At 37.8% G+C, this 23,733-nt stretch carries 25 protein-coding genes; 12 read left to right on the forward strand and 13 right to left on the reverse strand.

The window, feature by feature from the left end; genetic code table 11:
• Positions 1-170 precede the first annotated feature (170 nt).
• From tuf to hslR, 6 genes are all read right to left on the reverse strand, one after another.
• Positions 171-1,355, reverse strand: coding sequence for an elongation factor Tu (gene tuf, locus B0186_RS05860; RefSeq protein WP_078218444.1), 1,185 nt, complete (start codon positions 1,353-1,355; stop codon positions 171-173).
• 71 nt (positions 1,356-1,426) lie between these two features.
• Positions 1,427-3,529 (reverse strand): elongation factor G, encoded by a 2,103-nt coding sequence (fusA, locus tag B0186_RS05865; protein ID WP_078218445.1) that lies wholly within the window; start codon positions 3,527-3,529, stop codon positions 1,427-1,429.
• A 105-nt stretch (positions 3,530-3,634) separates the two neighbouring features.
• Positions 3,635-4,105, reverse strand: coding sequence for a 30S ribosomal protein S7 (gene rpsG / locus B0186_RS05870; protein ID WP_078218446.1), 471 nt, complete (start codon positions 4,103-4,105; stop codon positions 3,635-3,637).
• Between the two features lie 131 nt (positions 4,106-4,236).
• Positions 4,237-4,611 (reverse strand): 30S ribosomal protein S12, encoded by a 375-nt coding sequence (gene rpsL, locus B0186_RS05875; protein WP_005543325.1) that lies wholly within the window; start codon positions 4,609-4,611, stop codon positions 4,237-4,239.
• 157 nt (positions 4,612-4,768) lie between these two features.
• A complete protein-coding gene (gene hslO / locus B0186_RS05880) occupies positions 4,769-5,629 on the reverse strand; it encodes an Hsp33 family molecular chaperone HslO (protein ID WP_078218447.1) in 861 nt (286 codons plus the stop codon).
• An 82-nt stretch (positions 5,630-5,711) separates the two neighbouring features.
• Positions 5,712-6,122: a ribosome-associated heat shock protein Hsp15 gene (gene hslR / locus B0186_RS05885; protein ID WP_078218448.1), complete on the reverse strand. Its 411-nt coding sequence runs from the start codon at positions 6,120-6,122 to the stop codon at positions 5,712-5,714.
• Between the two features lie 72 nt (positions 6,123-6,194).
• Between hslR and cysQ the strand changes: the two genes are divergently transcribed.
• The 9 genes from cysQ (at position 6,195) to gnd (ending at position 13,484) form a co-directional block, all read left to right on the forward strand.
• Positions 6,195-7,013: a 3'(2'),5'-bisphosphate nucleotidase CysQ gene (gene cysQ, locus B0186_RS05890; protein WP_078218449.1), complete on the forward strand. Its 819-nt coding sequence runs from the start codon at positions 6,195-6,197 to the stop codon at positions 7,011-7,013.
• A gap of 72 nt (positions 7,014-7,085) precedes the next feature.
• Entirely contained in the window at positions 7,086-8,576 is a 1,491-nt protein-coding gene (gene zwf, locus B0186_RS05895; RefSeq protein WP_078218450.1) for a glucose-6-phosphate dehydrogenase, read from the forward strand.
• Between the two features lie 82 nt (positions 8,577-8,658).
• On the forward strand, positions 8,659-9,357 hold the full coding sequence (pgl, locus tag B0186_RS05900) for a 6-phosphogluconolactonase (RefSeq protein ID WP_078218451.1): 699 nt from the start codon (positions 8,659-8,661) through the stop codon (positions 9,355-9,357).
• Positions 9,354-9,521 (forward strand): hypothetical protein, encoded by a 168-nt coding sequence (locus tag B0186_RS12135; RefSeq protein WP_158077966.1) that lies wholly within the window; start codon positions 9,354-9,356, stop codon positions 9,519-9,521. The genes pgl and B0186_RS12135 overlap by 4 nt, the downstream gene beginning before the upstream one ends.
• A gap of 17 nt (positions 9,522-9,538) precedes the next feature.
• Positions 9,539-10,576 (forward strand): glycosyltransferase family 2 protein, encoded by a 1,038-nt coding sequence (locus tag B0186_RS05905; protein ID WP_115252387.1) that lies wholly within the window; start codon positions 9,539-9,541, stop codon positions 10,574-10,576.
• A gap of 31 nt (positions 10,577-10,607) precedes the next feature.
• The gene (locus B0186_RS05910) at positions 10,608-10,916 is read left to right on the forward strand and encodes a nucleotidyltransferase family protein (protein ID WP_078218453.1); all 309 of its coding nucleotides are present in this window, start codon (positions 10,608-10,610) and stop codon (positions 10,914-10,916) included.
• A 27-nt stretch (positions 10,917-10,943) separates the two neighbouring features.
• The gene (locus B0186_RS05915; RefSeq protein WP_078218454.1) at positions 10,944-11,372 is read left to right on the forward strand and encodes a nucleotidyltransferase substrate binding protein; all 429 of its coding nucleotides are present in this window, start codon (positions 10,944-10,946) and stop codon (positions 11,370-11,372) included.
• A 149-nt stretch (positions 11,373-11,521) separates the two neighbouring features.
• Entirely contained in the window at positions 11,522-12,004 is a 483-nt protein-coding gene (locus tag B0186_RS05920) for a hypothetical protein (RefSeq protein ID WP_078218455.1), read from the forward strand.
• Between the two features lie 25 nt (positions 12,005-12,029).
• Entirely contained in the window at positions 12,030-13,484 is a 1,455-nt protein-coding gene (gene gnd, locus B0186_RS05925) for a decarboxylating NADP(+)-dependent phosphogluconate dehydrogenase (protein ID WP_078218456.1), read from the forward strand.
• 94 nt (positions 13,485-13,578) lie between these two features.
• Here the strand turns inward: gnd and B0186_RS05930 are convergent, their stop codons facing one another.
• The 5 genes from B0186_RS05930 to B0186_RS05950 form a co-directional block, all read right to left on the reverse strand.
• Entirely contained in the window at positions 13,579-14,682 is a 1,104-nt protein-coding gene (locus B0186_RS05930; protein ID WP_078218457.1) for a Gfo/Idh/MocA family protein, read from the reverse strand.
• Between the two features lie 32 nt (positions 14,683-14,714).
• Complete coding sequence (locus B0186_RS05935; protein ID WP_078218458.1) at positions 14,715-15,548, reverse strand: carbohydrate ABC transporter permease; 834 nt, start codon at positions 15,546-15,548, stop codon at positions 14,715-14,717.
• A gap of 1 nt (position 15,549) precedes the next feature.
• Complete coding sequence (locus tag B0186_RS05940; RefSeq protein ID WP_078218459.1) at positions 15,550-16,434, reverse strand: carbohydrate ABC transporter permease; 885 nt, start codon at positions 16,432-16,434, stop codon at positions 15,550-15,552.
• A gap of 119 nt (positions 16,435-16,553) precedes the next feature.
• Positions 16,554-17,909 carry an ABC transporter substrate-binding protein gene (locus B0186_RS05945; protein WP_078218460.1) on the reverse strand — a complete coding sequence of 452 codons (1,356 nt, stop codon included), beginning with the start codon at positions 17,907-17,909 and terminating at the stop codon, positions 16,554-16,556.
• 36 nt (positions 17,910-17,945) lie between these two features.
• Positions 17,946-19,052 (reverse strand): ABC transporter ATP-binding protein, encoded by a 1,107-nt coding sequence (locus B0186_RS05950; protein ID WP_078218461.1) that lies wholly within the window; start codon positions 19,050-19,052, stop codon positions 17,946-17,948.
• 143 nt (positions 19,053-19,195) lie between these two features.
• Here B0186_RS05950 and B0186_RS05955 point away from each other — a divergent pair, with 143 nt between their 5' ends.
• Positions 19,196-19,885: a FadR/GntR family transcriptional regulator gene (locus tag B0186_RS05955; protein ID WP_078218462.1), complete on the forward strand. Its 690-nt coding sequence runs from the start codon at positions 19,196-19,198 to the stop codon at positions 19,883-19,885.
• Positions 19,886-19,896: 11 nt separating this feature from the next.
• Positions 19,897-20,964: a Gfo/Idh/MocA family protein gene (locus B0186_RS05960; RefSeq protein ID WP_078218463.1), complete on the forward strand. Its 1,068-nt coding sequence runs from the start codon at positions 19,897-19,899 to the stop codon at positions 20,962-20,964.
• 53 nt (positions 20,965-21,017) lie between these two features.
• Here B0186_RS05960 and B0186_RS05965 read toward each other — a convergent pair whose 3' ends face one another.
• Both B0186_RS05965 and B0186_RS05970 read right to left on the reverse strand, forming a co-directional pair.
• Positions 21,018-21,770 carry an LEM-3-like GIY-YIG domain-containing protein gene (locus tag B0186_RS05965; protein ID WP_078218464.1) on the reverse strand — a complete coding sequence of 251 codons (753 nt, stop codon included), beginning with the start codon at positions 21,768-21,770 and terminating at the stop codon, positions 21,018-21,020.
• A gap of 84 nt (positions 21,771-21,854) precedes the next feature.
• A complete protein-coding gene (locus tag B0186_RS05970; protein WP_078218465.1) occupies positions 21,855-22,700 on the reverse strand; it encodes a PhzF family phenazine biosynthesis protein in 846 nt (281 codons plus the stop codon).
• A gap of 268 nt (positions 22,701-22,968) precedes the next feature.
• Between B0186_RS05970 and B0186_RS05975 the strand changes: the two genes are divergently transcribed.
• A complete protein-coding gene (locus B0186_RS05975; RefSeq protein WP_078218466.1) occupies positions 22,969-23,721 on the forward strand; it encodes an MlaA family lipoprotein in 753 nt (250 codons plus the stop codon).
• Positions 23,722-23,733: the final 12 nt, after the last annotated feature.

Raw genomic sequence — 23,733 nt, forward strand, 5'->3', positions numbered from 1 at the left:
GATTAACTAAAAGACGTAATGTTATGTTTATTAAGGATTTTTTAAATAAAAAAAGTTGCTAATAACTTGAGAAAAATATTATTAGCAACTATTTTGTCCATTACACCAAAAAATAAAGGCGCTATTAAATGCGCCTTTATTTTCAATCAGTTGTTAATTAACAAATAAAATTATTTGATAATTTTAGCAACAACACCAGCACCTACTGTACGACCACCCTCACGAATCGCAAAACGTAAACCTTGGTCCATTGCGATTGGGTGAATTAAGCTTACTGTCATTTTGATGTTATCGCCTGGCATTACCATCTCAACACCTTCTGGTAATTCGATAGTACCAGTTACGTCTGTTGTACGGAAGTAGAACTGTGGACGGTAACCTTTGAAGAATGGAGTATGACGACCACCTTCTTCTTTTGATAATACGTAAACTTCTGATTCAAAGTCTGTGTGTGGCGTGATTGAACCTGGTTTCGCTAATACTTGACCACGTTCGATTTCTTCACGTTTTGTACCACGTAATAATGCACCAATGTTCTCACCTGCACGACCTTCGTCTAACAATTTACGGAACATTTCAACACCAGTTACTGTTGTTTTCGTAGTTTCTTTGATACCAACGATTTCAACTTCTTCACCTGTACGGATGATACCACGCTCTACACGACCAGTTACTACTGTACCACGACCTGAAATTGAGAATACGTCTTCAATTGGTAATAAGAATGGTTGGTCTACTGCACGCTCTGGCTCTGGAATGTAGTTGTCTAGGTAGCCCGCTAATTCAAGAATTTTTTCTTCCCATTCCAGTACGCCGTTTAATGCTTGTAATGCTGAACCTCGAACAATTGGAGTATCATCTCCCGGGAAGTCATATTGAGATAGAAGTTCGCGTACTTCCATTTCTACTAATTCTAATAACTCTTCGTCATCTACCATGTCGCATTTATTTAAGAATACGATGATGTATGGTACACCTACTTGGCGACCTAATAAGATGTGTTCACGAGTTTGTGGCATTGGTCCATCTGTTGCTGCTACTACTAAGATAGCGCCGTCCATTTGTGCCGCACCAGTAATCATGTTTTTAACATAGTCCGCGTGTCCCGGGCAGTCTACGTGTGCGTAGTGACGAGTTTCTGTATCGTATTCAACGTGTGAGGTGTTGATAGTGATACCACGCGCTTTTTCTTCTGGTGCGTTATCGATTTGATCGAATGCACGAGCTGCACCACCGAAGTGTTTTGCTAATACTGTCGTGATTGCTGCTGTTAAAGTTGTTTTACCGTGGTCAACGTGGCCGATTGTACCCACGTTTACGTGCGGTTTTGTACGTTCAAATTTTTCTTTAGACACTTTTCAGTTTCCTTTTATTGAGTCCCCAAAAGTGCGGTGCAAATTTGGGGAGTTTTGTTGATTAAATAAAATTATTTTTTACGTGCTTCAATTACTGCATCAGCAACATTTTTCGGTGCTTCAGCGTATTTTAATGGTTCCATTGAGTATGATGCACGACCTTGAGTTTGTGAACGTAGGTCTGTTGCATAACCAAACATCTCTGCTAATGGAACTTCAGCATTGATCTTAACAACAAATTCATTTGCTTCTTGACCATTTACCATTGCACGACGACGGCTTAAGTCACCGATTACATCACCAACGTAATCTGGTGGAGTTTCAACTTCAACCTTCATGATTGGCTCAAGTAATACTGGGTTTGCTTTGTTAAATGCTGCTTTAAATGCTAAAGATGCAGCAAGTTTAAACGCAAGCTCAGAAGAGTCAACATCGTGGTATGAACCGAAGTGTAAACGAACACCTAGATCTACTACTGGGTAACCAGCTAATGGACCTGATTTAAGTTGTTCTTGAATACCTTTATCTACCGCTGGGATATATTCGCCAGGGATTACACCACCTTTGATTTCGTTAACGAACTCGTAACCTGGACCTTCTGGATCTAATGGGTATAAGTCGATAACAACATGACCGTATTGACCACGACCACCAGATTGTTTTGCATGTTTACCTTCAACATCATTTACGCGAGTGCGGATAGTTTCACGGTAAGATACTTGTGGTTTACCAATGTTCGCTTCAACTTTGAATTCACGACGCATACGGTCAACGATAATATCTAAGTGTAATTCACCCATACCTGAAATAATGGTTTCACCAGATTCTTCATCTGTATGAACACGGAATGAAGGGTCTTCTTGTGCTAAACGACCTAATGCCAAGCCCATTTTCTCTTGGTCAGCTTTAGTTTTTGGTTCTACCGCAACAGAGATTACTGGCTCTGGGAATTCCATACGCTCAAGAATAATTGGCGCATCCATTGCACATAAAGTATCACCTGTACCAACATCTTTTAAGCCGATAGCAGCTGCGATATCACCCGCACGAACTTCTTTAATTTCTTCACGTTTATTTGCGTGCATTTGTACGATACGACCAAAACGTTCACGTTTGTCTTTTACAGAGTTCAATACAGTTGCACCAGACTCAACCACACCAGAGTACACACGGAAGAAGGTTAAGTTACCAACGAATGGGTCTGTTGCGATTTTGAATGCTAATGCTGAGAATGGCTCATCATCACTTGCATGACGTTCACCTTCTGTTTCATCTGGGTTAATACCTTTGATCGCCTCAATATCTGTTGGTGCTGGCAAGTAATCAATTACTGCATCCAGCATTGCTTGAACACCTTTGTTTTTGAATGCAGAACCACAGGTTACAAGGATGATCTCAGTTTTTAATGCACGTGAACGTAAACCTGCTTTGATTTCTTCTTCAGTTAACTCTTCACCAGAGAAGAATTTATCCATTAACTCATCTGAAGATTCAGCTGCAGCTTCAACTAAGTTTGCACGCCATTTTTCACAGTCAGCAAGCATTTCTGCTGGAATATCTTCATAGGTAAAAGTCATACCTTGGTCAGCTTCATTCCAGTTGATTGCTTTCATTTTAATTAAGTCAACAACACCTTTGAAGCTATCTTCTGAACCAATTGGTAATTGTAAAGGAACAGCATTACCACCTAAACGAGTTTTGATTTGCTCAACAACACGTAAGAAGTTAGCACCAGTACGGTCCATTTTGTTTACAAATGCAATACGTGGCACTTTATACTTGTTAGCTTGGCGCCATACAGTTTCAGATTGAGGTTGAACACCACCAACTGCACAGTAAACCATTACCGCACCGTCAAGAACACGCATTGAACGTTCTACTTCGATAGTGAAGTCAACGTGTCCCGGAGTATCAATAACGTTGATACGGTGTTGTGGATATTGTTGTGACATCCCACTCCAGAATGCTGTTGTTGCAGCAGAAGTGATTGTGATACCACGCTCTTGTTCTTGTTCCATCCAGTCCATGGTTGCAGCACCATCATGTACTTCACCAATTTTGTGACTAACACCTGTATAGAATAAGATACGCTCAGATGTAGTTGTTTTACCTGCATCGATGTGAGCACTGATACCGATATTACGATAGCGCTCAATAGGGGTTACGCGAGCCATTATTTATTTCCTTGTTTGGAAGTCTATAAATCTAAAATTTTAAATATGGAGAAGGCTCCACCGCATAAAATGAGATGAAGCCTGAAAAACTTACTTGCTAACCAATTACCAACGGTAATGCGCGAACGCTTTGTTAGCTTCAGCCATACGGTGAACATCTTCACGTTTTTTCACCGCTGCACCTTTGTTTTCAGACGCATCTGATAACTCATTCGCTAAACGTAAAGCCATTGATTTATCACCACGTTTACGTGCAGCTTCAACAATCCAACGCATACCTAATGCGTTACGACGAGCTGGACGAACTTCAACTGGTACTTGATATGTAGAACCACCAACACGACGAGATTTAACCTCAACTGTTGGACGTACGTTTTCTAATGCAATTTCAAAAGCTTCTAATGCTTCTTTACCTGTACGTTGAGATAAAGTTTCTAATGCACCATAAACGATAGATTCAGCGATAGATTTCTTACCATCTACCATTAAAACATTAATAAATTTCGCAAGTAATTCTGAACCGAACTTCGGATCTGGAAGAATTTTGCGAGGTTCAATACGACGACGACGTGGCATTGCAATTTCTCCGATTTTTATCTTCAGGATTATCCAAAACTCTTTGTGTGAGATATTACATCTTACGGTTACTGGAGTTTATGATAATTAATTTGTTTAATTAGCGTTTGGCCTTACTTAACGGAGAACCATTAAGCTTTAGGACGTTTAACGCCGTATTTAGAACGACCTTGTTTACGATCTTTAACGCCGGCACAGTCTAATGCACCACGAACTGTGTGATAACGCACACCTGGTAAGTCTTTAACACGACCGCCACGGATCAATACAACACTGTGCTCTTGAAGGTTGTGACCTTCACCACCGATATAAGAAGTTACTTCAAAACCGTTAGTTAAACGAATACGGCATACTTTACGTAATGCTGAGTTCGGTTTTTTAGGTGTAGTTGTGTATACACGAGTACACACGCCACGTTTCTGCGGGCAAGCCTCTAATGCAGGAACGTTGCTTTTTACAACCTTTTTCACACGCGGTTTGCGTACTAGCTGGTTGATAGTTGCCATTAATAAAACTCCAATAGTTTTTACAAAAATGTATATTTAATAATCTACCTATATAAAGATAGACGCAGAATTTTAATCATCCAAACGGATATTGTCAAGAATTAAGCAGTTCGATCCTGCAAAAACAACAAAGGATCCTACTGCCAAAACGATAAAGTTATGCTTTAAGCTTCTCGATAGTTTCTTGATTGAAGAAATAATGTGTCCCACAACATTCGCATTGCATATCAATACTTCCACCATGTTCTTGCAAAATTTCTTCTATTTCCTCATCAGAAATTAAAAGCAATGCTGCCCCTGAGCGCTCCAACGAGCAACCACAATGAAACTCCACCGCACTTGGTGGATAAATTTCTACAGTTTCTTCATGGTACAAGCGATACAGTAATTCTTCTGCAGTTAAGCCAAATAGTTCATCATCTTTTACTGTTGCCGCTAATGTAGCCAAATGTTCAAAATCCTCTTGTGAACCTGTGCCATCGGGCATAATTTGCAGTAATAATCCAGCAGCCACAGGTTTACCTTCAAACTCGCCCGTGCGAATAAGTAATTGAGTTTGCAATTGTTCCGAACGAATAAAATAGTCTTCTAAACATTCTGTGATCGTTGGTTTATCTAAAGCAATCACACCTTGATAGCGCTCTCCTTCTGTTGGCGCAATAGTAATTACTAAAACCCCTTTGCCCACTAATTCAGTCAAGGTCATCTCATTATGAACCTCGCCTTGCAAACGCGCTAATGCACGAATTTGTTGACTGTCGGTACCATTGACCAGGGCTAATTTTAATGGACCATCACCTTGAACTTGCACCGTAATATTGCCATTGAACTTTAAGGTTGCGGTTAACAAATTGGTGGCAACCATCATTTCGCCCAATAAGTTTTGTACAACTTGCGGATATTCATGGGTGTTAAGCGTATCGATAAAAGTATTATTCAAACGCACCCACTCGCCACGCACTGCACGATCTTTAAAAAGGTAGCGATAAAGTTTGTCATTATCTACTTGATATGTCATATATTTTTCCTAATTGTCTATTTTCATCATTTAAAAAGAGGTGGCTAATATAGGGCTAATAGCCTAAATTGCAAGCACCTCTCTATTCCTGATATTTAAACTTGAGCAAATCTCGCCGCTCTTTCTTATTTGGCCGGCGATCTGGATGTGGCATAGAAAGTGCATTATTCTTACGTGCTATTGCCATTTTTTCACGTTGTTCAATACTTCTGGCTGTTTCACGATAGAGCAATTGTGCTTCTGGCGCACCTCGGCGCTGTGTAGATAAAGCGATCACTTCCACTTCTTTTTCTTCATTGCCTTGACGCAATTTAATCATTGCGCCCAATTCCACAGTTTTATTTGGCTTAGTGCGTTGGTTATTGTAATGCACCTTGCCACCATCAATCATTTCTTTTGCAATAGTACGAGTTTTATAAAAGCGCGCTGCCCAAAGCCATTTATCGAGCCGAACGCTATCATCTTTTTCTGCGAGTAAATGCTGTTTTGCCATATTCGTCATTTTCATTCAGTTAAAATCAGGGGTATGATAGGGCGATTAAAGACATTTGTAAAAGGGAAGATAATGAAGGAATTGAAAAGTCAGGCGCTATTAGAAAACGCCTTACAAATCGCTTATCAAGCAGGACAGCACCTCAATCGCTTTTATAATGGCGAGGTTAGTCTTCAGACGAAAACAAAATCAGATAAGACACCTGTCACCAGTGCGGATTTATTTGTAAGCCAATTTCTAATAGAAAAACTGACCGCACTTACCCCAAATATTCCCGTTTTATCAGAAGAAAGTTGCCAAGTATCTCCTGAACAACGCCAACAATGGCACACTTATTGGCTCATAGATCCTTTAGATGGCACACAACAATTTATTAATCGCACAGACCAATTCTCAGTTCTCATCGCATTAGTTCAACAAAATAAAGCGATCTTAGGTATCATTCATGCCCCCGTGCTCAAACAAACCTATTACACGATGCAAGGACATGGTGCTTATAAACAAAGTGAGCATTCGCTAGAACAGTTACAAGCAAGAAAGATAGATTTAAGCCATAGTGTAAATATTGCTGTTGGTTCAAAAAGTGCCGAACAAAAAGTGCGGTCTATTTTGAACCCAAATTACCAGTATGAATTTACCATTTATGGTTCAAGTGGATTAAAGACCGCACTTGTCGCCGAAGGTCGTGCTGATTGTTATCTTCGCTTAGGACAAACAGGCGAATGGGATACTGCTGCTGCACAGGCGATCTTACAAGAAATTGGCGGCGATATTGTTGATTTGCAATTTAGTCCTCTAAGTTACAATCAACGCAAAACCTTAATAAACCCGGATTTTCTGGCTCATGCAGATAAAAATGCTTGTTGGCAAAAAATCTTTCAGCTTACTTAACTATAAATATTGGTAATTTTTACCAATAATGAATATCATAACGCCACAAAAAATAACAAAAGGTTAACAAGAATGAATGTAAACGCAGAAAACAATTGTATTGTCATCTTTGGCGCATCAGGAGACTTAACATACCGAAAATTAATCCCTGCCTTATATAATCTTTATAAAATTGGGCGCCTAACCGAAGATTTTTCCGTATTAGGTGTTGCCCGAACGGAATTAAGCGATGAGGCATTTCGTGAAAAAATGCATAATGCGCTGATTAAAGCTGGAGATGCGGATGATGAACGACTAGAAAAATTCTGTTCACATCTTTATTATCAAGCCATCAATACTTCTAATGCTTCCGATTATGGCAAACTTGTCCCTCGTTTAGATGAGCTACATGACAAATACCACACTGGCGGTAATACCCTTTACTATATGTCCACTCCGCCAAGTTTATATGGCGTAATTCCAGAATGTCTTGCCGCCCATGGCCTAAACACCGAAGAATTTGGCTGGAAACGTATCATTGTCGAAAAACCATTTGGCTACGATATGAAAACGGCGAAAGAGCTTGATGTACAAATTCATCGTTTCTTTGAAGAACATCAAATCTACCGTATCGACCATTATTTAGGCAAAGAAACCGTACAAAACTTGCTCGTTTTACGTTTCTCAAATGGCTTATTTGAACCGCTGTGGAACCGTAACTTTATAGACTATGTTGAGATTACTGGTGCTGAAGAAATCGGCGTTGAAGAACGTGGCGGCTATTATGATGGTTCTGGTGCAATGCGTGATATGTTCCAAAATCACTTATTACAAGTGCTCGCCATGGTTGCCATGGAGCCACCAGCGATTATCAATGCTGACTCAATGCGTGATGAAGTAGCAAAAGTCTTACATTGCTTGCATCCATTAAGTGAGGACGACATCAAAAACAATCTTGTATTGGGTCAATATACCTCTTCAACCATTGATGGCGAAACAGTTAATGGCTATTTACAAGAAAAAGGCGTGCCAGCAGATTCAAATACTGAAACCTATATTGCGTTACGCTGTGAAATTGATAACTGGCGTTGGGCTGGCGTACCATTCTATGTGCGTAGCGGTAAACGCCTACCAGCTCGAGTAACAGAAATTGTTATTCACTTTAAAACCACTCCTCACCCAGTATTTAGTCAAAATGCACCTGATAACAAACTGATTATTCGCATTCAACCAGATGAAGGTATTTCAATGCGTTTTGGCTTGAAGAAACCAGGAGCAGGGTTTGAATCTAAAGAAGTTTCAATGGATTTCCGCTACGCAGACTTAGCAACACCAAGCCTATTAAGTGCTTACGATCGTTTGTTACTTGATGCCATGAAAGGTGATGCGACTTTATTTGCTCGTACTGATGCTGTTCACGCTTGTTGGAAATTTGTACAACCAATTTTAGACTACAAAGCAGAAAATGGCAGAGTTTACGAATATGAAACTGGTACTTGGGGACCTACAGAAGCCGATAAACTCATCGCTAAAACAGGCCGAGTTTGGCGTAAACCAAGTGGTATGATGAAGAAGAAAGTTTAAATCAGTGAAGTCAATAAAATTGTGCAGCAATCCGCTGCACAATGATTAACAGCCATCCAACTTAATATTGTAAGGAATATGAATGAACAGCAAAGTTTTCGACACAGCCCAGCAAGTCGTTGAACAAATCTCCCACGAATTTGTGCAATATAGCCAACAAAATCGCCCTGTGCATATTTCTCTTTCAGGCGGTTCAACGCCAAAATTACTGTTTAAAACCCTAGCTCAAGCCCCTTTTAATACAGAAGTGCGGTGGCAAAATTTACATTTTTGGTGGGGCGATGATCGTATGGTTGAACCAAATGATCCAGAAAGTAACTATGGTGAAGTGCAAAAATTACTGTTCGATCATATCCAAATTCCAGCTAAAAATATTCATCGTATTCGTGGCGAACAGCCTGTAGAACAAGAACTTGCAAGATTTTCCGAAGAACTGACCGCTTGCGTACCGAACCTTGAATTTGATTGGATTATTTTAGGTATGGGAACGGACGGTCATACCGCCTCGCTTTTCCCACATCAAACCGATTTCAACGATCCGAATGTGGCAGTGATTGCAAAACACCCTGAAACAGGGCAAATCCGTATTTCTAAAACCGCTCAATTGATCGAAAAAGCTAAACGAATTACTTATTTGGTAACAGGAGGCTCAAAAGCGGAGATTCTAAAAGAAATTCAAACAACACCAGCAGATCAATTACCTTACCCAGCAGCTAAAATTAAAGCAAAAAATGGCGTAACGGAATGGTTTTTGGATAAAGAAGTGGCGAAACTGTTATGAAGTGCGGTAAATATTTTCAAAGTTTCAGTGAAAGATACCGCACTTTAGAACCACAATTTGTAACACTAGATATAAGAGGAAAAACATATAATGATAAGCAAGCAAGCAAGCAAGCAAGCAAGCAAGCAAGCAAGCAAGCAAGCAAGCAAGCAAGCAGAGCATAGTTGATATTACTTTTGTTGTGCCAATTTATAATGCAGAAAAATATTTATCCGAATGTTTAGAAAGTATTTTATGGCAGAATGTAGCTAAAGAAATTTTATGTATAAATGATGGCTCAACGGATAATAGTCTTAATATTTTAGAAAAATATGCAAAAAAATACCCTGAAATAAAAATTATCAATAAGAAAAATGAAGGTGTGTCTAAAGCAAGAAATTTAGGAATAAACAAAGCGAATGGACGTTATATTTGGTTTGTTGATGCAGATGATTATTTACTTGTCGATGATATGGCAGAACTTATTGGAATCGCTGATAATCATAGACGTGATTTAGTGCGAGGTTTGCTTTGTCGGGAAGATGAAAATGGAGGGGCTGGAATACTTTCTCCTGCATCAAACAAAGTTCTCGAACAATATGTTAAAAAAAATAAATATGCTGAAAGTATTTCAAATAGCCAATTTTTATTAGGAAGTATAAATGAAGGTTTTACGCCTAAAATCACCGCAGGATTTTATCGTACTGATTTTTTAAGAGAAAATCACTGTTATTTTCCTAATTTGCCAATAAATAATGCCGAAGATGAATATTTTGAGATATTAGTATTTAGTTGCTCGCTTGATGTCAATTTATTTGAAATATCTATACCTGTTTATTTTTATCGTTATAATCAATCAAGCTCTAGTAACTTTCTGATAGAACAGTTTAAGGGATCTTTAGCAGTTTTGCCCTTAATGTTAAAACACTGTGAAAATATCGAAAAAAAAGTGATGATGTTAAACAAAGATCAAAATTATTTTTTTGAAAAATTGAAATTATTATGGACAATACGATTTATTTCATTACGGCTTAGTTATGTTGCTTGTTGTGATATTTATCCACAACTAAATAAAGAAGATAAATTATATGTTAGGCATTTAATTACGCAGGAAAATTTATTTTATTTAGATGAATTTAAATATATGTTATTAACTAGTGAAAGTGGTAAGCGTTATTTATCTTTGTTAAAACATGTATTAGAAAATATTGGTCAATTTAAAAATCTTTTAAATGAATAGGATCAAATTCCAATAAAATAGGATCGGTTCAATGGCATTGATGATTAGCCCACAAGAATTGGATATTGTGCAACAAATTTTGCAAAAAAACGTACCGCACTTAGAAGTTTGGGCGTTTGGCTCGAGAGTAAAGGGAAAAGCTCGTCCTTATTCTGATTTAGATTTAGCGATTATCAGTGAAGAACCGCTGGATTTTTTAACCTTGGCAAACCTAACAGACGATTTTTCCGATTCTGATCTACCTTGGAAAGTGGATATTTTAGATTGGGCAACCACTTCAGAAGCATTTCGAGAGATTATTCGGGAGAAGTATGAAGTTGTTCAATCAATAGATGATTAAAGTGCGGTAATTTTTAAGAGAGAAAACATGAAAAAATTAGACATAGCACCATTTGAAAATGCCTTTATTTCACTAGGAAATACGTTGGAAAAACTGGCGGACGAACAATGGTTTAATGCACAAGAGGAAATTGTTCAGGACACTTTAATTGCAGGTACTATTCAGAAATTTGAATTTGTCTATGAGCTCAGTATTAAAATGCTAAAACGTCAGCTTAAAGCAATGGCGGATTTTGAAGATGAGATCGATCAAAGCGATTTTCGTGATGTTTTACGTTTATCAGTAAAAGCAGGTTTGATTAATGATATTGAAAGTTGGATAAAATATCGTCAAATGAGGAATATCACTTCTCATACTTATGATCAAAGTAAAGCACAGCAAATCTATGAAAATATTCAAAATTTCCTTATTTCTGCTAAGTTTTTAGTTGAAAAATTAAAAGCGTTGCAGAAATGAGGGAAAGTGCGGTTTAAATTTAAAAATATTATTTCTAAAAAACATAAAATTATCCGAATTTTATATGTTATAAAATTGTATAAATAAAAAACAAGCAATCCGTTTTCTTTAAAATTGTTACAAAAACTATATTAATCTAGGAGATTTTTATGTATGTAAATAAGCAAAACCAAATTGAGCTTTTAAAAAACAAAACTGGGGTTTCAACATTTAACTCCATATCAAAAGAAAAATTTGATGAAATTCAGAGAATGATGATAAGTGAGAATAAATTTACTCAGCAAGAATTATCTCTTTTAGTTGAGTTGATGCCTAACTTCGTAGAACTACAAAAAGACTTTATTGATGGTGTTAAAAAAATAGCAGAACAAGCGGGCAGTTCTCAGAAAAGTGCTTTTGATGTCATTGATAAACAAATGGCTATATTAGAAACTTTAGCAAAGTCAGCTCAAACAGACGAGACAAGATCAGATATAGCAAAAACTCTACTAAAAATTTCCGAAAACACTAATGAGATTCTTAAAGAGATGAATGCTAACAATAATGAGTTCTGGAAATATATAACAGGGGGGGCTGCAGTGGCGATTGGGGCGGTAGTCGGTGGTCTTTTCTTGATGAAGGATAAAAAATAGATTTCTTAAAAAACAGGAGCAAAAAATGTCAGTAAAAGGCGATATCGGCGTTATCGGATTAGCGGTAATGGGGCAGAATTTAATTCTGAATATGAACGACAATGGCTTTAAAGTGGTAGCGTTCAACCGCACCACGTCTAAAGTTGATGAGTTCTTAGCCGGGGCTGCGAAAGGCACGAATATTATCGGGGCTTATTCGTTGGAAGATTTAGCAAGCAAGTTAGAAAAGCCACGCAAAGTGATGTTAATGGTGCGTGCGGGTGAGGTGGTTGATCAATTTATTGACGCATTACTACCGCACTTGGAAGAAGGCGACATCATTATTGATGGCGGTAACTCGAACTATCCAGACACTAACCGTCGTGTAAAAGCCTTGAGCCAAAAAGGCATTCGCTTTATTGGTTCGGGCGTATCGGGCGGTGAAGAAGGTGCACGTCATGGACCTTCAATTATGCCTGGTGGTAATGAAGAAGCGTGGCAATATGTGAAACCAATTCTACAAGCGATTTCAGCTAAAACAGATAAAGGCGAGCCTTGCTGTGATTGGGTAGGTAAAGAAGGCTCAGGCCACTTCGTGAAAATGGTGCATAACGGTATCGAATATGGCGATATGCAGTTGATTTGTGAAGCCTACCAGTTCTTAAACGATGGTTTGGGCTTAAGCTATGATGAAATGCAGACGATTTTCCAAGAGTGGAAAAAAACCGAGCTTGATAGCTATTTAATTGATATTACAACCGATATTCTTGGTTACAAAGATGCTGATGGCGAACCGTTAGTGGAAAAAATCCTTGATACTGCAGGGCAAAAAGGCACAGGTAAGTGGACGGGGATCAATGCGTTAGATTTCGGTATTCCATTAACCTTAATCACAGAATCTGTATTCGCTCGTTGTGTTTCTTCTTTCAAAGATCAACGTGTGGCAGCCGCTAAATTGTTCAACAAAACCATCGGCAAAGTAGAAGGCGACAAACAAGTGTGGATTGAAGCGGTGCGTAAAGCTCTATTAGCTTCAAAAATCATTTCGTACGCACAAGGCTTTATGCTTATTCGTGAAGCGTCAGAAAATTTCGGCTGGAACATCAACTACGGAGCGACCGCACTTTTATGGCGTGAAGGCTGTATTATCCGTAGCCGTTTCTTAGGCAATATTCGTGATGCCTATGAAGCAAATCCAGATCTGATTTTCTTAGGTTCAGATCCATACTTCAAAAACATTTTAGAAAATGCGTTGAGCGACTGGCGTAAAGTGGTAGCGAAATCTATTGAAGTGGGTATCCCAATGCCTTGTATGGCAAGTGCGGTGACATTTTTAGATGGTTATACATCTGAACGTTTACCAGCCAACTTACTACAAGCACAACGTGACTACTTCGGTGCTCACACCTATGAACGTACCGACAAGCCTCGTGGCGAGTTCTTCCATACCAACTGGACAGGACGTGGTGGAAATACAGCGTCAACGACTTATGATGTGTAGTTAAAAATAAAGCGGACATAATGTCCGCTATAATCATTTGATGTTTAACCTAGTAAGATTATATAAAATATCTAGCTAGGTTAATTTTTTATTATTAACCAGTAATCTCCGTTAAGTTCACTTTACGATTTTCATAACGTGATTTAGTGCAAGCATCCGCAGTTGCAATGGCTGCACGAGCAGCTTCACCAGTTAAAAGCTTAATAAACTCTTCGCTTGGTTCCATGCCATGCATGATATCGTTGAGATATTTCATCTCTTTTCTCATCACAGAGCTTAGCCACATTGGTGTTCTTTTACCTGGCTTACCGTATTGAATAGCTCCGTCCATTTCTGTACTGGTGTAGATACGAGTACGATCATCATCTTCTTCTTGGCTTTCATGAATTAAGAAATAGCTCTCTTTTCCATCTAAACGTAATGTACCTTTACAATGATACATATCAAGTTTAATAGCGCCTTTTTCCCCTTGAATGAGAACATAGTGTTCCCCCCAGCGGAAGGCGGAACCCCATTCCAATACAGCGAAACGATCGTCATCAAATTCCATATTTAAGAACATCATATCGTCTTCATCACCAAATTTTTCACCTTTATGGGCAACGTTAGCCGCTGTCATCGTAACGGTTTTTGGCATTCCTCCCATTAGGAATTGTACACAGTCTAGTTCGTGAATATGGTGATAAAGATGACCGCCTGATTTCTCTCTAATTTTTTTCCAAGAAATCGTTGGCTGTTCATCTTCCCAGCCGTTACGGGCTGAATGGCAATAAAGTACCTTACCAATAACGCCTTGATTGATAAGTTCTTTGGCATGATGAACACCATTAAAGAAGTTCATAATATGCCCCGCCATAAACACAACGCCATTTTCTTCACAGGCTTTGACCATCTCATCACAATCCTGATAGCTAAGTGCGATAGGTTTTTCACAAAAAACGTGTTTTTTATTACGAGCGGCTAAAATTACGGGTTCTTTATGCAAATAATTTGGTGTGGCAACAATAACGCAATCCACTTCAGGGCTTGTTACGAGTTCTTCCAAACTTTTTGCTGCAACACAATTAATTTCCTCAGCAATGGTTTCACCATTTTCAGGATCATAAACCATAGTGACTTTTGCATTTTCATTTTCGTTCATAAAGCGAGCCAAATCTGCACCGAAATAGCCAACGCCAACAACACCATATTTCATCATTTTGAGTCTCCTCATTTAAGTTTATATTAAGTTTATTTCACTGAGCCTTCAGAAAGCCCACTCGCAATTTTGTTTTGGATAAAACAGAAGAAAATAACCGATGGAATTACCACTAAAACGGAAGCAGCCATCATATCGCCCCAGTCTAAAATTTCTGCTCCATTGAGAGAGCGTAATGCTACCGCTACAGTCATTTTGCTCGTGTCGTTCACTAAGATCAGAGCATATAAGAACTCATTCCACGCATTGATAAAGGTATAAATTGCGGTTGCGACAATACCTGGGGCAACAAGCGGTAATACAATTTTGAAGAAGACAGTGAATTTATTTGCACCATCAATTTTGGCTGCCTCTTCAATTTCAATTGGCACGGTTTGAAAGAATCCCACAAGTAACCACACTGCATAAGGCACACTAAAGGATAAATACACGATAATTAAACCGCTTGTTGTATTGGTTAACCCAACTTTTGCCATTGCGATGGAATAAGGAATAGCAAGTAAAATCGGCGGGAAAATATATGTGGTGACCAATAGTTTCGACATAATTGAACCCAGTTTCGGGAAGAAACGAACGATACCGTAAGCTGCCATTGCCGAAATCGTGATGGCTATCACTGTGGTGATTAGTGAGATAAATAAACTATTCTTAATATTCACAATGAAATTGAGATCATTAATCACATGGTCAAAATAATCTAAGGTGAATATTTTTGGCCAGAAGCGAGTAGGTTCGCTAGTTAACTCGCCTTTTCCTTTCACCGAAGATAGGAAGATCCAAACCAAGGGGAAAACGGCAATAATGGTGGTAACAATTAGGAATACGTGGGAGATAATATCGCCAATAAGTGTTGATTTCTTTTTCATTTTATTTACTCTCCTTTTCCCAGCGATTGATAATCGTAAAGTAGATAAAGCAGATGGCGAGTAGGAAGATAAATAGCAAGACGGTAACGGCTGACGAACGTCCTAATAATTTGCTTCCCCAGCCCATATCGTAGGCATATATTGGTAGCGTCATTGTGGCGTTAGCAGGACCACCACCCGTGATAAGGTAGATGATGTCAAAGTTGTTGAATACCCAAATGGTTCTGAGTACCACTAATAAACCAACGACTAATTTAATGTGCGGTAAGGTAATGTAGCGGAAAATTTGCCATGCATTTGCACCATCAATTTTGGCGGCTTCATATTGATCCGCTGGTACGGTTTGTAATGCTGAAAGTACATTAACCATAATCATAGGTGCACCAAACCAGATATTAATAAAGACTAAGCAGACAAATGCCCAGGTTCTATCCGATAAGAAATTCGGTGCAATATCCATAAAACCGAGTTCAACTAGCATATTCGGTAAGTAGCCGTAAACACCGTTTAAGATCCATTGCCAAGAAAAAGCGATAACAATGGTTGGGAATGCCCAAGGAATAATGAGTAAAATTTTATAGAGCCATTTGAAACGTTTTACTCTGTTTAGTGCTAAAGCAAGGAAGAATCCCATGAGAACTTGTCCAACAAGGGAAAGTGCGGTCCACTTCAAAGAGTTTAGAAAAGACATCCAGAAATTAGGATCGGAAAGTACTGCTTTATAGTTCGCAAATCCAACAAAACTGTAATTTGGCATTATTAAGTTTTTGTTGGTAAAGCTGTAAAAAATACTTGATAGGAATGGATAAATAAAAAGTACCGAAACGACTAATAATGCAGGCAATACAAATATCCATCTTGTATAGTTTTGTTGTCGATAATACATAAGGAAAACCCCTTATTTCGTTGCTAATGTACTGAATTTTAGGTAAAAGCCCCCTAATGCTTATTTTCGTAAGCACTCATAACCTTGATTGAAGAATAAGATTAGGGGGACAGAGGAGTCTATTTAGCCGTTACTGCCTCTAATAAGCTGTTTAGTTCTTTCTCTGCTTTTTGTGCAGCCACCATTGGATCTGTGCCGTTGATAACAATATCTTGGAACATTTTCTCAATGATATGCTGATTAGTGATAACCCCTGCTGGTACATTCGGTCCATGCTCATATCCGATAGCGGTGCCACGTTTGACGTGATCAGCAATCACTTTTTCAGCATGATTAAATTGTTGAACCATTGGGTCATCTTTATAGGCTGGATCTTCAGAAATGCCAGTAATCGCAGGTAACATACCAACTGGAACGGCTTTTAAGAAGCTGACATAACGATCTTTATCGTATAAGGTTTTCATAAAGGCCTTAGCTACGTCAGGATGTTTTGCATTTTTCCAAACCACCATCGGAATATTTGCTGTTTCTAAGCCATTATCTGGATCATTTTCATTAATTTTTGGTACAGGATAAGCATCAATAAACTCAAGCAATTGTGGTGAGTTTGCTTTTACACCGCCAATTTGGAAGCCAGAGTTAAAATCAAATGCCGTTTTACCTTGATAATATAAGGTAGCTTGTTGTAAGACGTTGTAGTTTACAGAATCTTTCGGTGAAATTTCTTTATACATTTTCACCCAATATTTGATACCGTCTTGTGCTAATTGGCTAGTAAGATCAACTTTTAAGTCCTTAGTTAGCAAACTACCACCGCCACTACGTACATATAAATTCAAGAAACGAGTTGCCATAAAGTCATTACTGCCCATAGGTACAGAAATACCATACACACCATCTTGGCTTAATGTTTTGGCTGTAGTGTAAAGTTCATTCCACGTTTTAGGCACAGGTAAATTGTGCTTTTGCAATAAATCTTTACGTACCCACATTACTTGGGCATGTGAATAAAGTGGAATCGAATAGTTTTTTCCATCCACTGTTCCTTCATTAATAGAGGCTTGAGCAAACTTCTCACGACCGATGCTATCAATAAGATCACCTAATGGTTGTAATGCACCAAAATTGATCATTTCTACCACTTGATTTGGAAGTGCGGTACTTAAATCAGGCACATTTCCAGATGAAAGCCCTGTTGTCCATTTGGTATAGAAATCGTTCCAAGAAAAAGTCTCAATTTTAATTTTGACTTTCGGGTGCTTTTGTTCAAATTCTTGAGCTGCTTTTTGAATGACTTCCAAACGAGGGCCTTGTGTGAAAGAGTGCCAGAAAGTGATATTTCCAGCCAGCTCTTGATTATCTTTAGGCATCGCAGCATTGGTGTTTGTTGCCTTATTTTCCTCATTACAGCCTGCTAATATTGATGCACCAGCAATCAACGGAATTAATGCAGAGAATAATTTTCTTAGTTTCATAACAGTGTCTCCTATTTTATTGAGAATAAAAAATCATTAAATGGTCATTAATGATTTTTCTGTTTCTGGATCAAAGAAATGGGCGTATTTCATATCAAACACAAGATTTAAAACTTGCCCCATAGAAATATTTTGTCTTGAATGAACAATCGCTTTAATTGGCTGCCCATCAATATCAGTATGTAAAATATATTCTGCCCCTAATAACTCTGAGACATTTATATTTGCTTTAAGAATAGAATGTTGATAAACACCTAATAACATTGGATCATTAGAAATATTCTCAGGACGAATACCTAAAATAATTTCTTTATTTTCAAATCCTTTTTGTTTAATCATTTCATAATGTTGATCATTTACTGCAATTGATATGCCATTTGGTGTAACGAATTTTCCTTCTTTTACGATACCTCGGACAAAATTCATTGTTGGTGCACCAATAAATCCAGCGACAAAAATATTATTGGGTTTATTATAAATTTCTTTTGGTGTTCCTATTTGCTGTACGACACCCGCTTTCATTACCACAATACGATCTGCCATGGTCATCGCTTCTGTTTGGTCGTGGGTAACATAAATAGTAGTTGCTTTCAGCTTTTTATGAATACGGATAATCTCCGCACGCATATTGCCACGCAATTTTGCATCAAGATTAGAGAGCGGTTCGTCCATTAAAAAGACTTTAGGTGAGCGAACAATGGTTCTTCCTAATGCAACCCTTTGACGTTGTCCGCCAGAAAGGGCTTTAGGCTTACGATTTAATAATGCATCCAAGCCGAGAATTTCAGCAGCTTCTTTAACCTTACGATCAATATCTTCCTTAGCAAACTTACGTAGTTTTAAAGCAAAAGCCATATTCTCATAAACAGTCATATGTGGATATAACGCATAGGATTGAAATACCATTGCAATATCTCTATCTTTTGCCTCTACATCATTAACAAGTAGATCATCAATATAAAATTCACCACTGGAAATATCTTCTAAACCAGCAATCATTCTTAATAAAGTTGATTTACCACAACCTGAAGGGCCAACTAATGCAATAAACTCCTGATCTTCAACGGCTAGATTAAAATCTTGTACTGCTTCAAAGCCATTATCATAACGTTTATTAATATTATTTAGTAATAACGTTGCCATACATGTCCACCTTAAAGTAATATATAGAAATCTGATCCATTGAGTTTAATGTTGAGATTTCTTTGTTTTAATTAACTCTAGACATATGATGTCTTATATCCAGCAAAAAATAAAGAGATCTAGATCACATAAATGAGAAATTTATGGAAAAACTAACAAAAAAAGCTGCGTCATTAGCACTTCAAGAAAAAATCAAATCACTGATTATCAAACGTAAGATGAAATCGGGTGATTTAATGCCAACAGAAAATGAATTGATTGATCTATTTGAGGTAAGTCGCTCAAGTTTAAGAGAAGCCATTAAATCCTTAGAAGCGTTGCATATTCTCGATATCAAGCATGGTATAGGTACTTTTGTGGGAACGCCATCCCTTACCCCTATGGTACGTGGGCTGACGTTTCACGCACAGCTCCATTTACAAGATAATCTAAAAAGCATTATTGATATTTTAGATATTCGGGAAATCTTACAATATGGCTTTGCGCCCTTAGCTCTTGAAAAAATCCAAGAGAATGAAGTTGATGAATTGCAACGTTTAGTCAGAATCATTGAACAAAACGCCTCTCTTGGACATTTTTCTATTCAAGAAGAACATCAGATACATTTGCTTACCTATCATTCCATTAAAAATGATTTATTGACTCAGTACCTTGATGCCTTTTGGGAAATCTACCAACAAGTGAATGCTGATCTACCACCGCTTGCTATTTCACCTACAGAATTGGCTATGCAATATCGAGAATTAGTTGATGCCGTTGAAGCACGAGATTTAGAAAGAATGCTAAGGGCTATCCTTTATTATTTTCATACGATTAGAAAGAATTTGAATTAGAGGCAATGAGAATGAATAAAATAAATGTTGTTTTAGTTGGCTGTGGTTTCTTCGGGCAACAATTAGCATCAGGCTTTACTAAAGCAGGCGCCAATCTACTTGGCGTTACTGATGTTTCAATGAGCTTTGCACAAAATCTAGCGGAAAAATTCAATACTCAGGCTTATACTGATATTGATACTTTACTGAATGAAACTAAGCCTGATTTAGTGCTGATTGCCACACCTAATTATGCTCATAAAATCCCTGCACTTATAGCCTTAAAACATCAATGCGATGTTTTTATTGAAACACCTCTAAGTATTCACCAAACTGATGCTGAAGAAATCTTGAGTGTCGCTAAACAGAACGAGAAAAAAGTTTTTGTTGGTCATCTACTTCGTACCTTACCAGGTTTAATTAAAGCAAAACAAATTCTACAAGAAGGCACATTAGGAAAAATAACTGTCGCTAGAGCAACCCGCCAACGTTGGATTGATTCTTTTCAAGATAAGAACTGGTGGAAAAATGACGTCAATTTAACAGGCGGCAAACTTTTTAATGAAATTCACGAACTAGATTTACTCTGCTGGTTACTGGGTGATGTGAAATCTGTCTATGCACAATCAACTAACCGCTCCCACAATGATACACCAGACAACCACGATATTATCCAGCTTCTATTGCAATTCGAGAGTGGTGTTTTCGCTTCATTAGAAATGGGAACAGCTTATCGCTTACATGAATGGGGCATCACTATACATGGAGAGCTTGGTGCGTTAGTAGTAAATTTCTTCACATCAACAATGACGCTTACTCTCGCTGATGGCACGAGAGAACAATTTCATCTTTATAACGAATTTGAAGCTGACCTTTCTCTAAGAGAAAGTGGGAAAGGTACACAAAAATATAATTTGCCAAACACCCTTTCTCCACTTTGGTTAAGTAGAGCTGTCGAAATTGAGGCTGAAATCGTAATCCAAAGTTTGCTCAATAAAAATGAAAATTGCCTACTGAGTAGCAACGTGCTTGATGCAGTAATCGTAGCAAGCGCAGCTAAAAAATCGATGCTAGAAAAACAACTTATTCAATTAATATAAAAAGCGGTGATTAACCGCTTTACCTATAAACGTCTTTTAAAAATATTTAGAGCTTATTTAAAAGTATATTTGACTGGGTTACTTGCTCCTTTTTTACGATAAATTTCAGGAAGTCGTTTTCGATTATATAAAGCACGAATATATTCTTTATCGGTTGGCTTTCCCTTAAACCCAAATCTTCCTTCACGTTTTTGCTGCAATTCAGGAAAATTTTCTGGAGTTGCCTCTAACCATTCATCAGCCTCTAAAATATCAACAATTAAACCTTTCTCAACAGCCAAGATAAAATCAGCTTTCTCTGCTCTTTTTTTATCCAATTTCCATGCTAAATGAACTGCATCATATGCACTTTTCTGCTCCGAAAAAGATCTATTTATATTAATAATTAATAGCTTATGTTTAGGATCAAATTCCGCAACCTTTGCATCATAAAGTTGATTTATTTGAAAAACATTCATTGCCCCATGCTCATTGTTTTTACCACTCTGTAAATTCGTCAAGCCAGGATAAGCATCAATTAAAGCTGCTTCTACTTCTCGGGCAACTTCATCAGTCATTCCATGTCGATGAATAATATGAATGACCTCTAGCCCTGCTCTCTGAATGTCCTGAATACGAGAATATTTTGCTGTTGCTTCATCTTCATTGCTATCTAATTGCAAAGCACGTTTTAAGTGCTCAAAAATACGATTATTTTGTCCTTTTCCCACATAAAACGTTTCTGCGTTCCGTGGATCTATTAAACGATAAACATAATGTTTTAACTCTTTACATGTTTCAGGAGAAAAACCTTGGATTGTATTCATGATGCCCTCACTTTTCTTAACTCATTTTATCTAACTCATAAGAGTTTTCCTTTACGAAGCTATTTTTAGTAGCTATAACATAGATTATAACAACCTAAAATTCCCGTCTCCTACCTCAATCACTTGTCCACCAACATAAATTACTTCTTGTTCGTCCACTTTTAGAGATAATCTATTGGCTCTTCCCATTTGGTCGCCTTGATGAATTTGGCGAGTGAGTGGAAATTTGCTTTGGGAAAGAAAGTATGCGCCTAAATTGGCAGCGGCAGAACCTGTGCCGCTATCTTCTAAAATTGTGCCATCTTTGCCATAGAAAAAACGACTGAAAATTTGACCGCACTTTTCATCTTCATACCAAATATAAATCGCAGTTCTACCATTATCTTGCTGGCAAATTTGCTGAAGTTTATGGAAATCTACGTTAACTTGCTCAATGGTTTGTGGCTCCAGTAATTGCAATAAAAGCTGAGGGGAGCCACTGTTAAGCCAATAAGCTGTTGGTGCTATTGTATTTACCGTTAACCCTAAACAATCGGCAAGTTGTTGCTGTGTGGCAAGGCTGGCTCTGATTTCATAGCCTTCGATTGCCATTTCTATATTATTGTCCTCAGTCTGTAATCTCACTGCTTTTGCAGGTGTGTTTAGCACAAATTGGTTTGGTAGTTGATGTAATTGTTGCAATACAAATGCACAACCTAAAGTTGGGTGCCCAGCAAGTGCTAACTCATGCTCAGGGGTAAAAATGCGTAAATTTGCCACCGCACTTTGTGAACGAAAAGCAAAGACGGTTTCACTTAAATTGAACTGTTTAGCAATTTGCTGCATTTCTTCATCCTTCAATCCATCAGCTTGAGGAAATACTGCCAACGGATTACCACCAAAATGCGTTTGTGCAAAAACATTTACCAGTTTAAAAGAATATGTTCGCATGTTGTTCTCCCTATAAATGCCCAATATGAAAATATTAACTAGCCAGATTTTAGGGAGCTATTGATGCTTGTTCAAGCTAATTGGGGGATTTTTATAGTTCGTTATATTTCTAGATTAAGTAAATCATTAATTTAGATAAGTTGTTTATTAATTGTATGATTTACTTTGAGTTAAGGAATAAGTTGTTTATTAATTGTATGATTTACTTTGAGTTAAGGAATAAGTTGTTTACAATGCACTAGGATTTTTTATTCATCAGGATCAAAAAATGAAAAGAGCCAAAAAAAGTAAATTAATTATCACCGCACTTAGTGCAATGTTATTACTTTCCGCTTGTGCCACTATTGATGAACAAACGGGAGAGCGTAAAGATCCCTTAGAGGGATTTAACCGTGCAATGTGGGATTTTAACTATAAAGTTGCTGATCCTTATGTGCTAAAACCGATGGCAAAAGGTTGGAAAGAATATGTACCACAGCCTGTTAAAAAAGGCTTAACTAATGTGGCAAATAATCTTGATGAACCAGCAAGTATGGTTAACCGCTTGTTGCAAGGCGAATTTAAAAAAGCTATGGTGCATTTTAACCGCTTTTGGATTAACTCTATCTTTGGTTTAGGTGGATTAATTGACTGGGCAAGTTATAGCGAACCACTGAAAATCGAAAATCAACATCGTTTCGGCGATACTTTAGGGACTTATGGCGTAGAAACTGGCTCTTATGTTATGTTGCCACTTTATGGGCCTGCAACACCTCGTCAAGATATTGGAAATCTAGTGGATACCACCTATCCGATGTTGTCCTTACTAGGTCCTTGGGCATTACTCAAATCTGGCATACAAAGTTTAGATTCTCGCGCTAACTTGCTCGGAAAAGAAACTTTATTAGAACAATCCAAAGATCCTTATGTGACTTTCCGCGAAGGTTATTTACAACATTTAGACTATCACACCCATGATGGCAAAATAAAAAGAACCACGGAAGAAGAATTTTCTAAAGAAGACTTAAAAGACATCGACTAAATACTTAAGAAG

This window comes from Canicola haemoglobinophilus, from assembly GCF_002015075.1.
GTDB classification, from domain to species: domain Bacteria; phylum Pseudomonadota; class Gammaproteobacteria; order Enterobacterales; family Pasteurellaceae; genus Canicola; species Canicola haemoglobinophilus.

Bases quoted from the DNA above. Each gene is read 5' to 3' on its own strand.
- B0186_RS05930 (WP_078218457.1), bottom strand. From the start codon at position 14,682: ATGATGAAATATGGTGTTGTTGGCGTTGGCTATTTCGGTGCAGATTTG.
- B0186_RS05955 (WP_078218462.1), top strand. From the start codon at position 19,196: ATGGAAAAACTAACAAAAAAAGCTGCGTCATTAGCACTTCAAGAAAAA.
- B0186_RS12135 (WP_158077966.1), top strand. From the start codon at position 9,354: ATGAAGTGCGGTAAATATTTTCAAAGTTTCAGTGAAAGATACCGCACT.
- B0186_RS05940 (WP_078218459.1), bottom strand. From the start codon at position 16,434: ATGTATTATCGACAACAAAACTATACAAGATGGATATTTGTATTGCCT.
- gnd (WP_078218456.1), top strand. From the start codon at position 12,030: ATGTCAGTAAAAGGCGATATCGGCGTTATCGGATTAGCGGTAATGGGG.
- B0186_RS05950 (WP_078218461.1), bottom strand. From the start codon at position 19,052: ATGGCAACGTTATTACTAAATAATATTAATAAACGTTATGATAATGGC.
- fusA (WP_078218445.1), bottom strand. From the start codon at position 3,529: ATGGCTCGCGTAACCCCTATTGAGCGCTATCGTAATATCGGTATCAGT.
- cysQ (WP_078218449.1), top strand. From the start codon at position 6,195: ATGAAGGAATTGAAAAGTCAGGCGCTATTAGAAAACGCCTTACAAATC.
- B0186_RS05970 (WP_078218465.1), bottom strand. From the start codon at position 22,700: ATGCGAACATATTCTTTTAAACTGGTAAATGTTTTTGCACAAACGCAT.
- zwf (WP_078218450.1), top strand. From the start codon at position 7,086: ATGAATGTAAACGCAGAAAACAATTGTATTGTCATCTTTGGCGCATCA.
- B0186_RS05935 (WP_078218458.1), bottom strand. From the start codon at position 15,548: ATGAAAAAGAAATCAACACTTATTGGCGATATTATCTCCCACGTATTC.
- B0186_RS05910 (WP_078218453.1), top strand. From the start codon at position 10,608: ATGGCATTGATGATTAGCCCACAAGAATTGGATATTGTGCAACAAATT.
- rpsL (WP_005543325.1), bottom strand. From the start codon at position 4,611: ATGGCAACTATCAACCAGCTAGTACGCAAACCGCGTGTGAAAAAGGTT.
- B0186_RS05945 (WP_078218460.1), bottom strand. From the start codon at position 17,909: ATGAAACTAAGAAAATTATTCTCTGCATTAATTCCGTTGATTGCTGGT.
- B0186_RS05960 (WP_078218463.1), top strand. From the start codon at position 19,897: ATGAATAAAATAAATGTTGTTTTAGTTGGCTGTGGTTTCTTCGGGCAA.
- B0186_RS05965 (WP_078218464.1), bottom strand. From the start codon at position 21,770: ATGAATACAATCCAAGGTTTTTCTCCTGAAACATGTAAAGAGTTAAAA.
- B0186_RS05920 (WP_078218455.1), top strand. From the start codon at position 11,522: ATGTATGTAAATAAGCAAAACCAAATTGAGCTTTTAAAAAACAAAACT.
- B0186_RS05915 (WP_078218454.1), top strand. From the start codon at position 10,944: ATGAAAAAATTAGACATAGCACCATTTGAAAATGCCTTTATTTCACTA.
- rpsG (WP_078218446.1), bottom strand. From the start codon at position 4,105: ATGCCACGTCGTCGTCGTATTGAACCTCGCAAAATTCTTCCAGATCCG.
- pgl (WP_078218451.1), top strand. From the start codon at position 8,659: ATGAACAGCAAAGTTTTCGACACAGCCCAGCAAGTCGTTGAACAAATC.
- hslR (WP_078218448.1), bottom strand. From the start codon at position 6,122: ATGGCAAAACAGCATTTACTCGCAGAAAAAGATGATAGCGTTCGGCTC.
- B0186_RS05975 (WP_078218466.1), top strand. From the start codon at position 22,969: ATGAAAAGAGCCAAAAAAAGTAAATTAATTATCACCGCACTTAGTGCA.
- hslO (WP_078218447.1), bottom strand. From the start codon at position 5,629: ATGACATATCAAGTAGATAATGACAAACTTTATCGCTACCTTTTTAAA.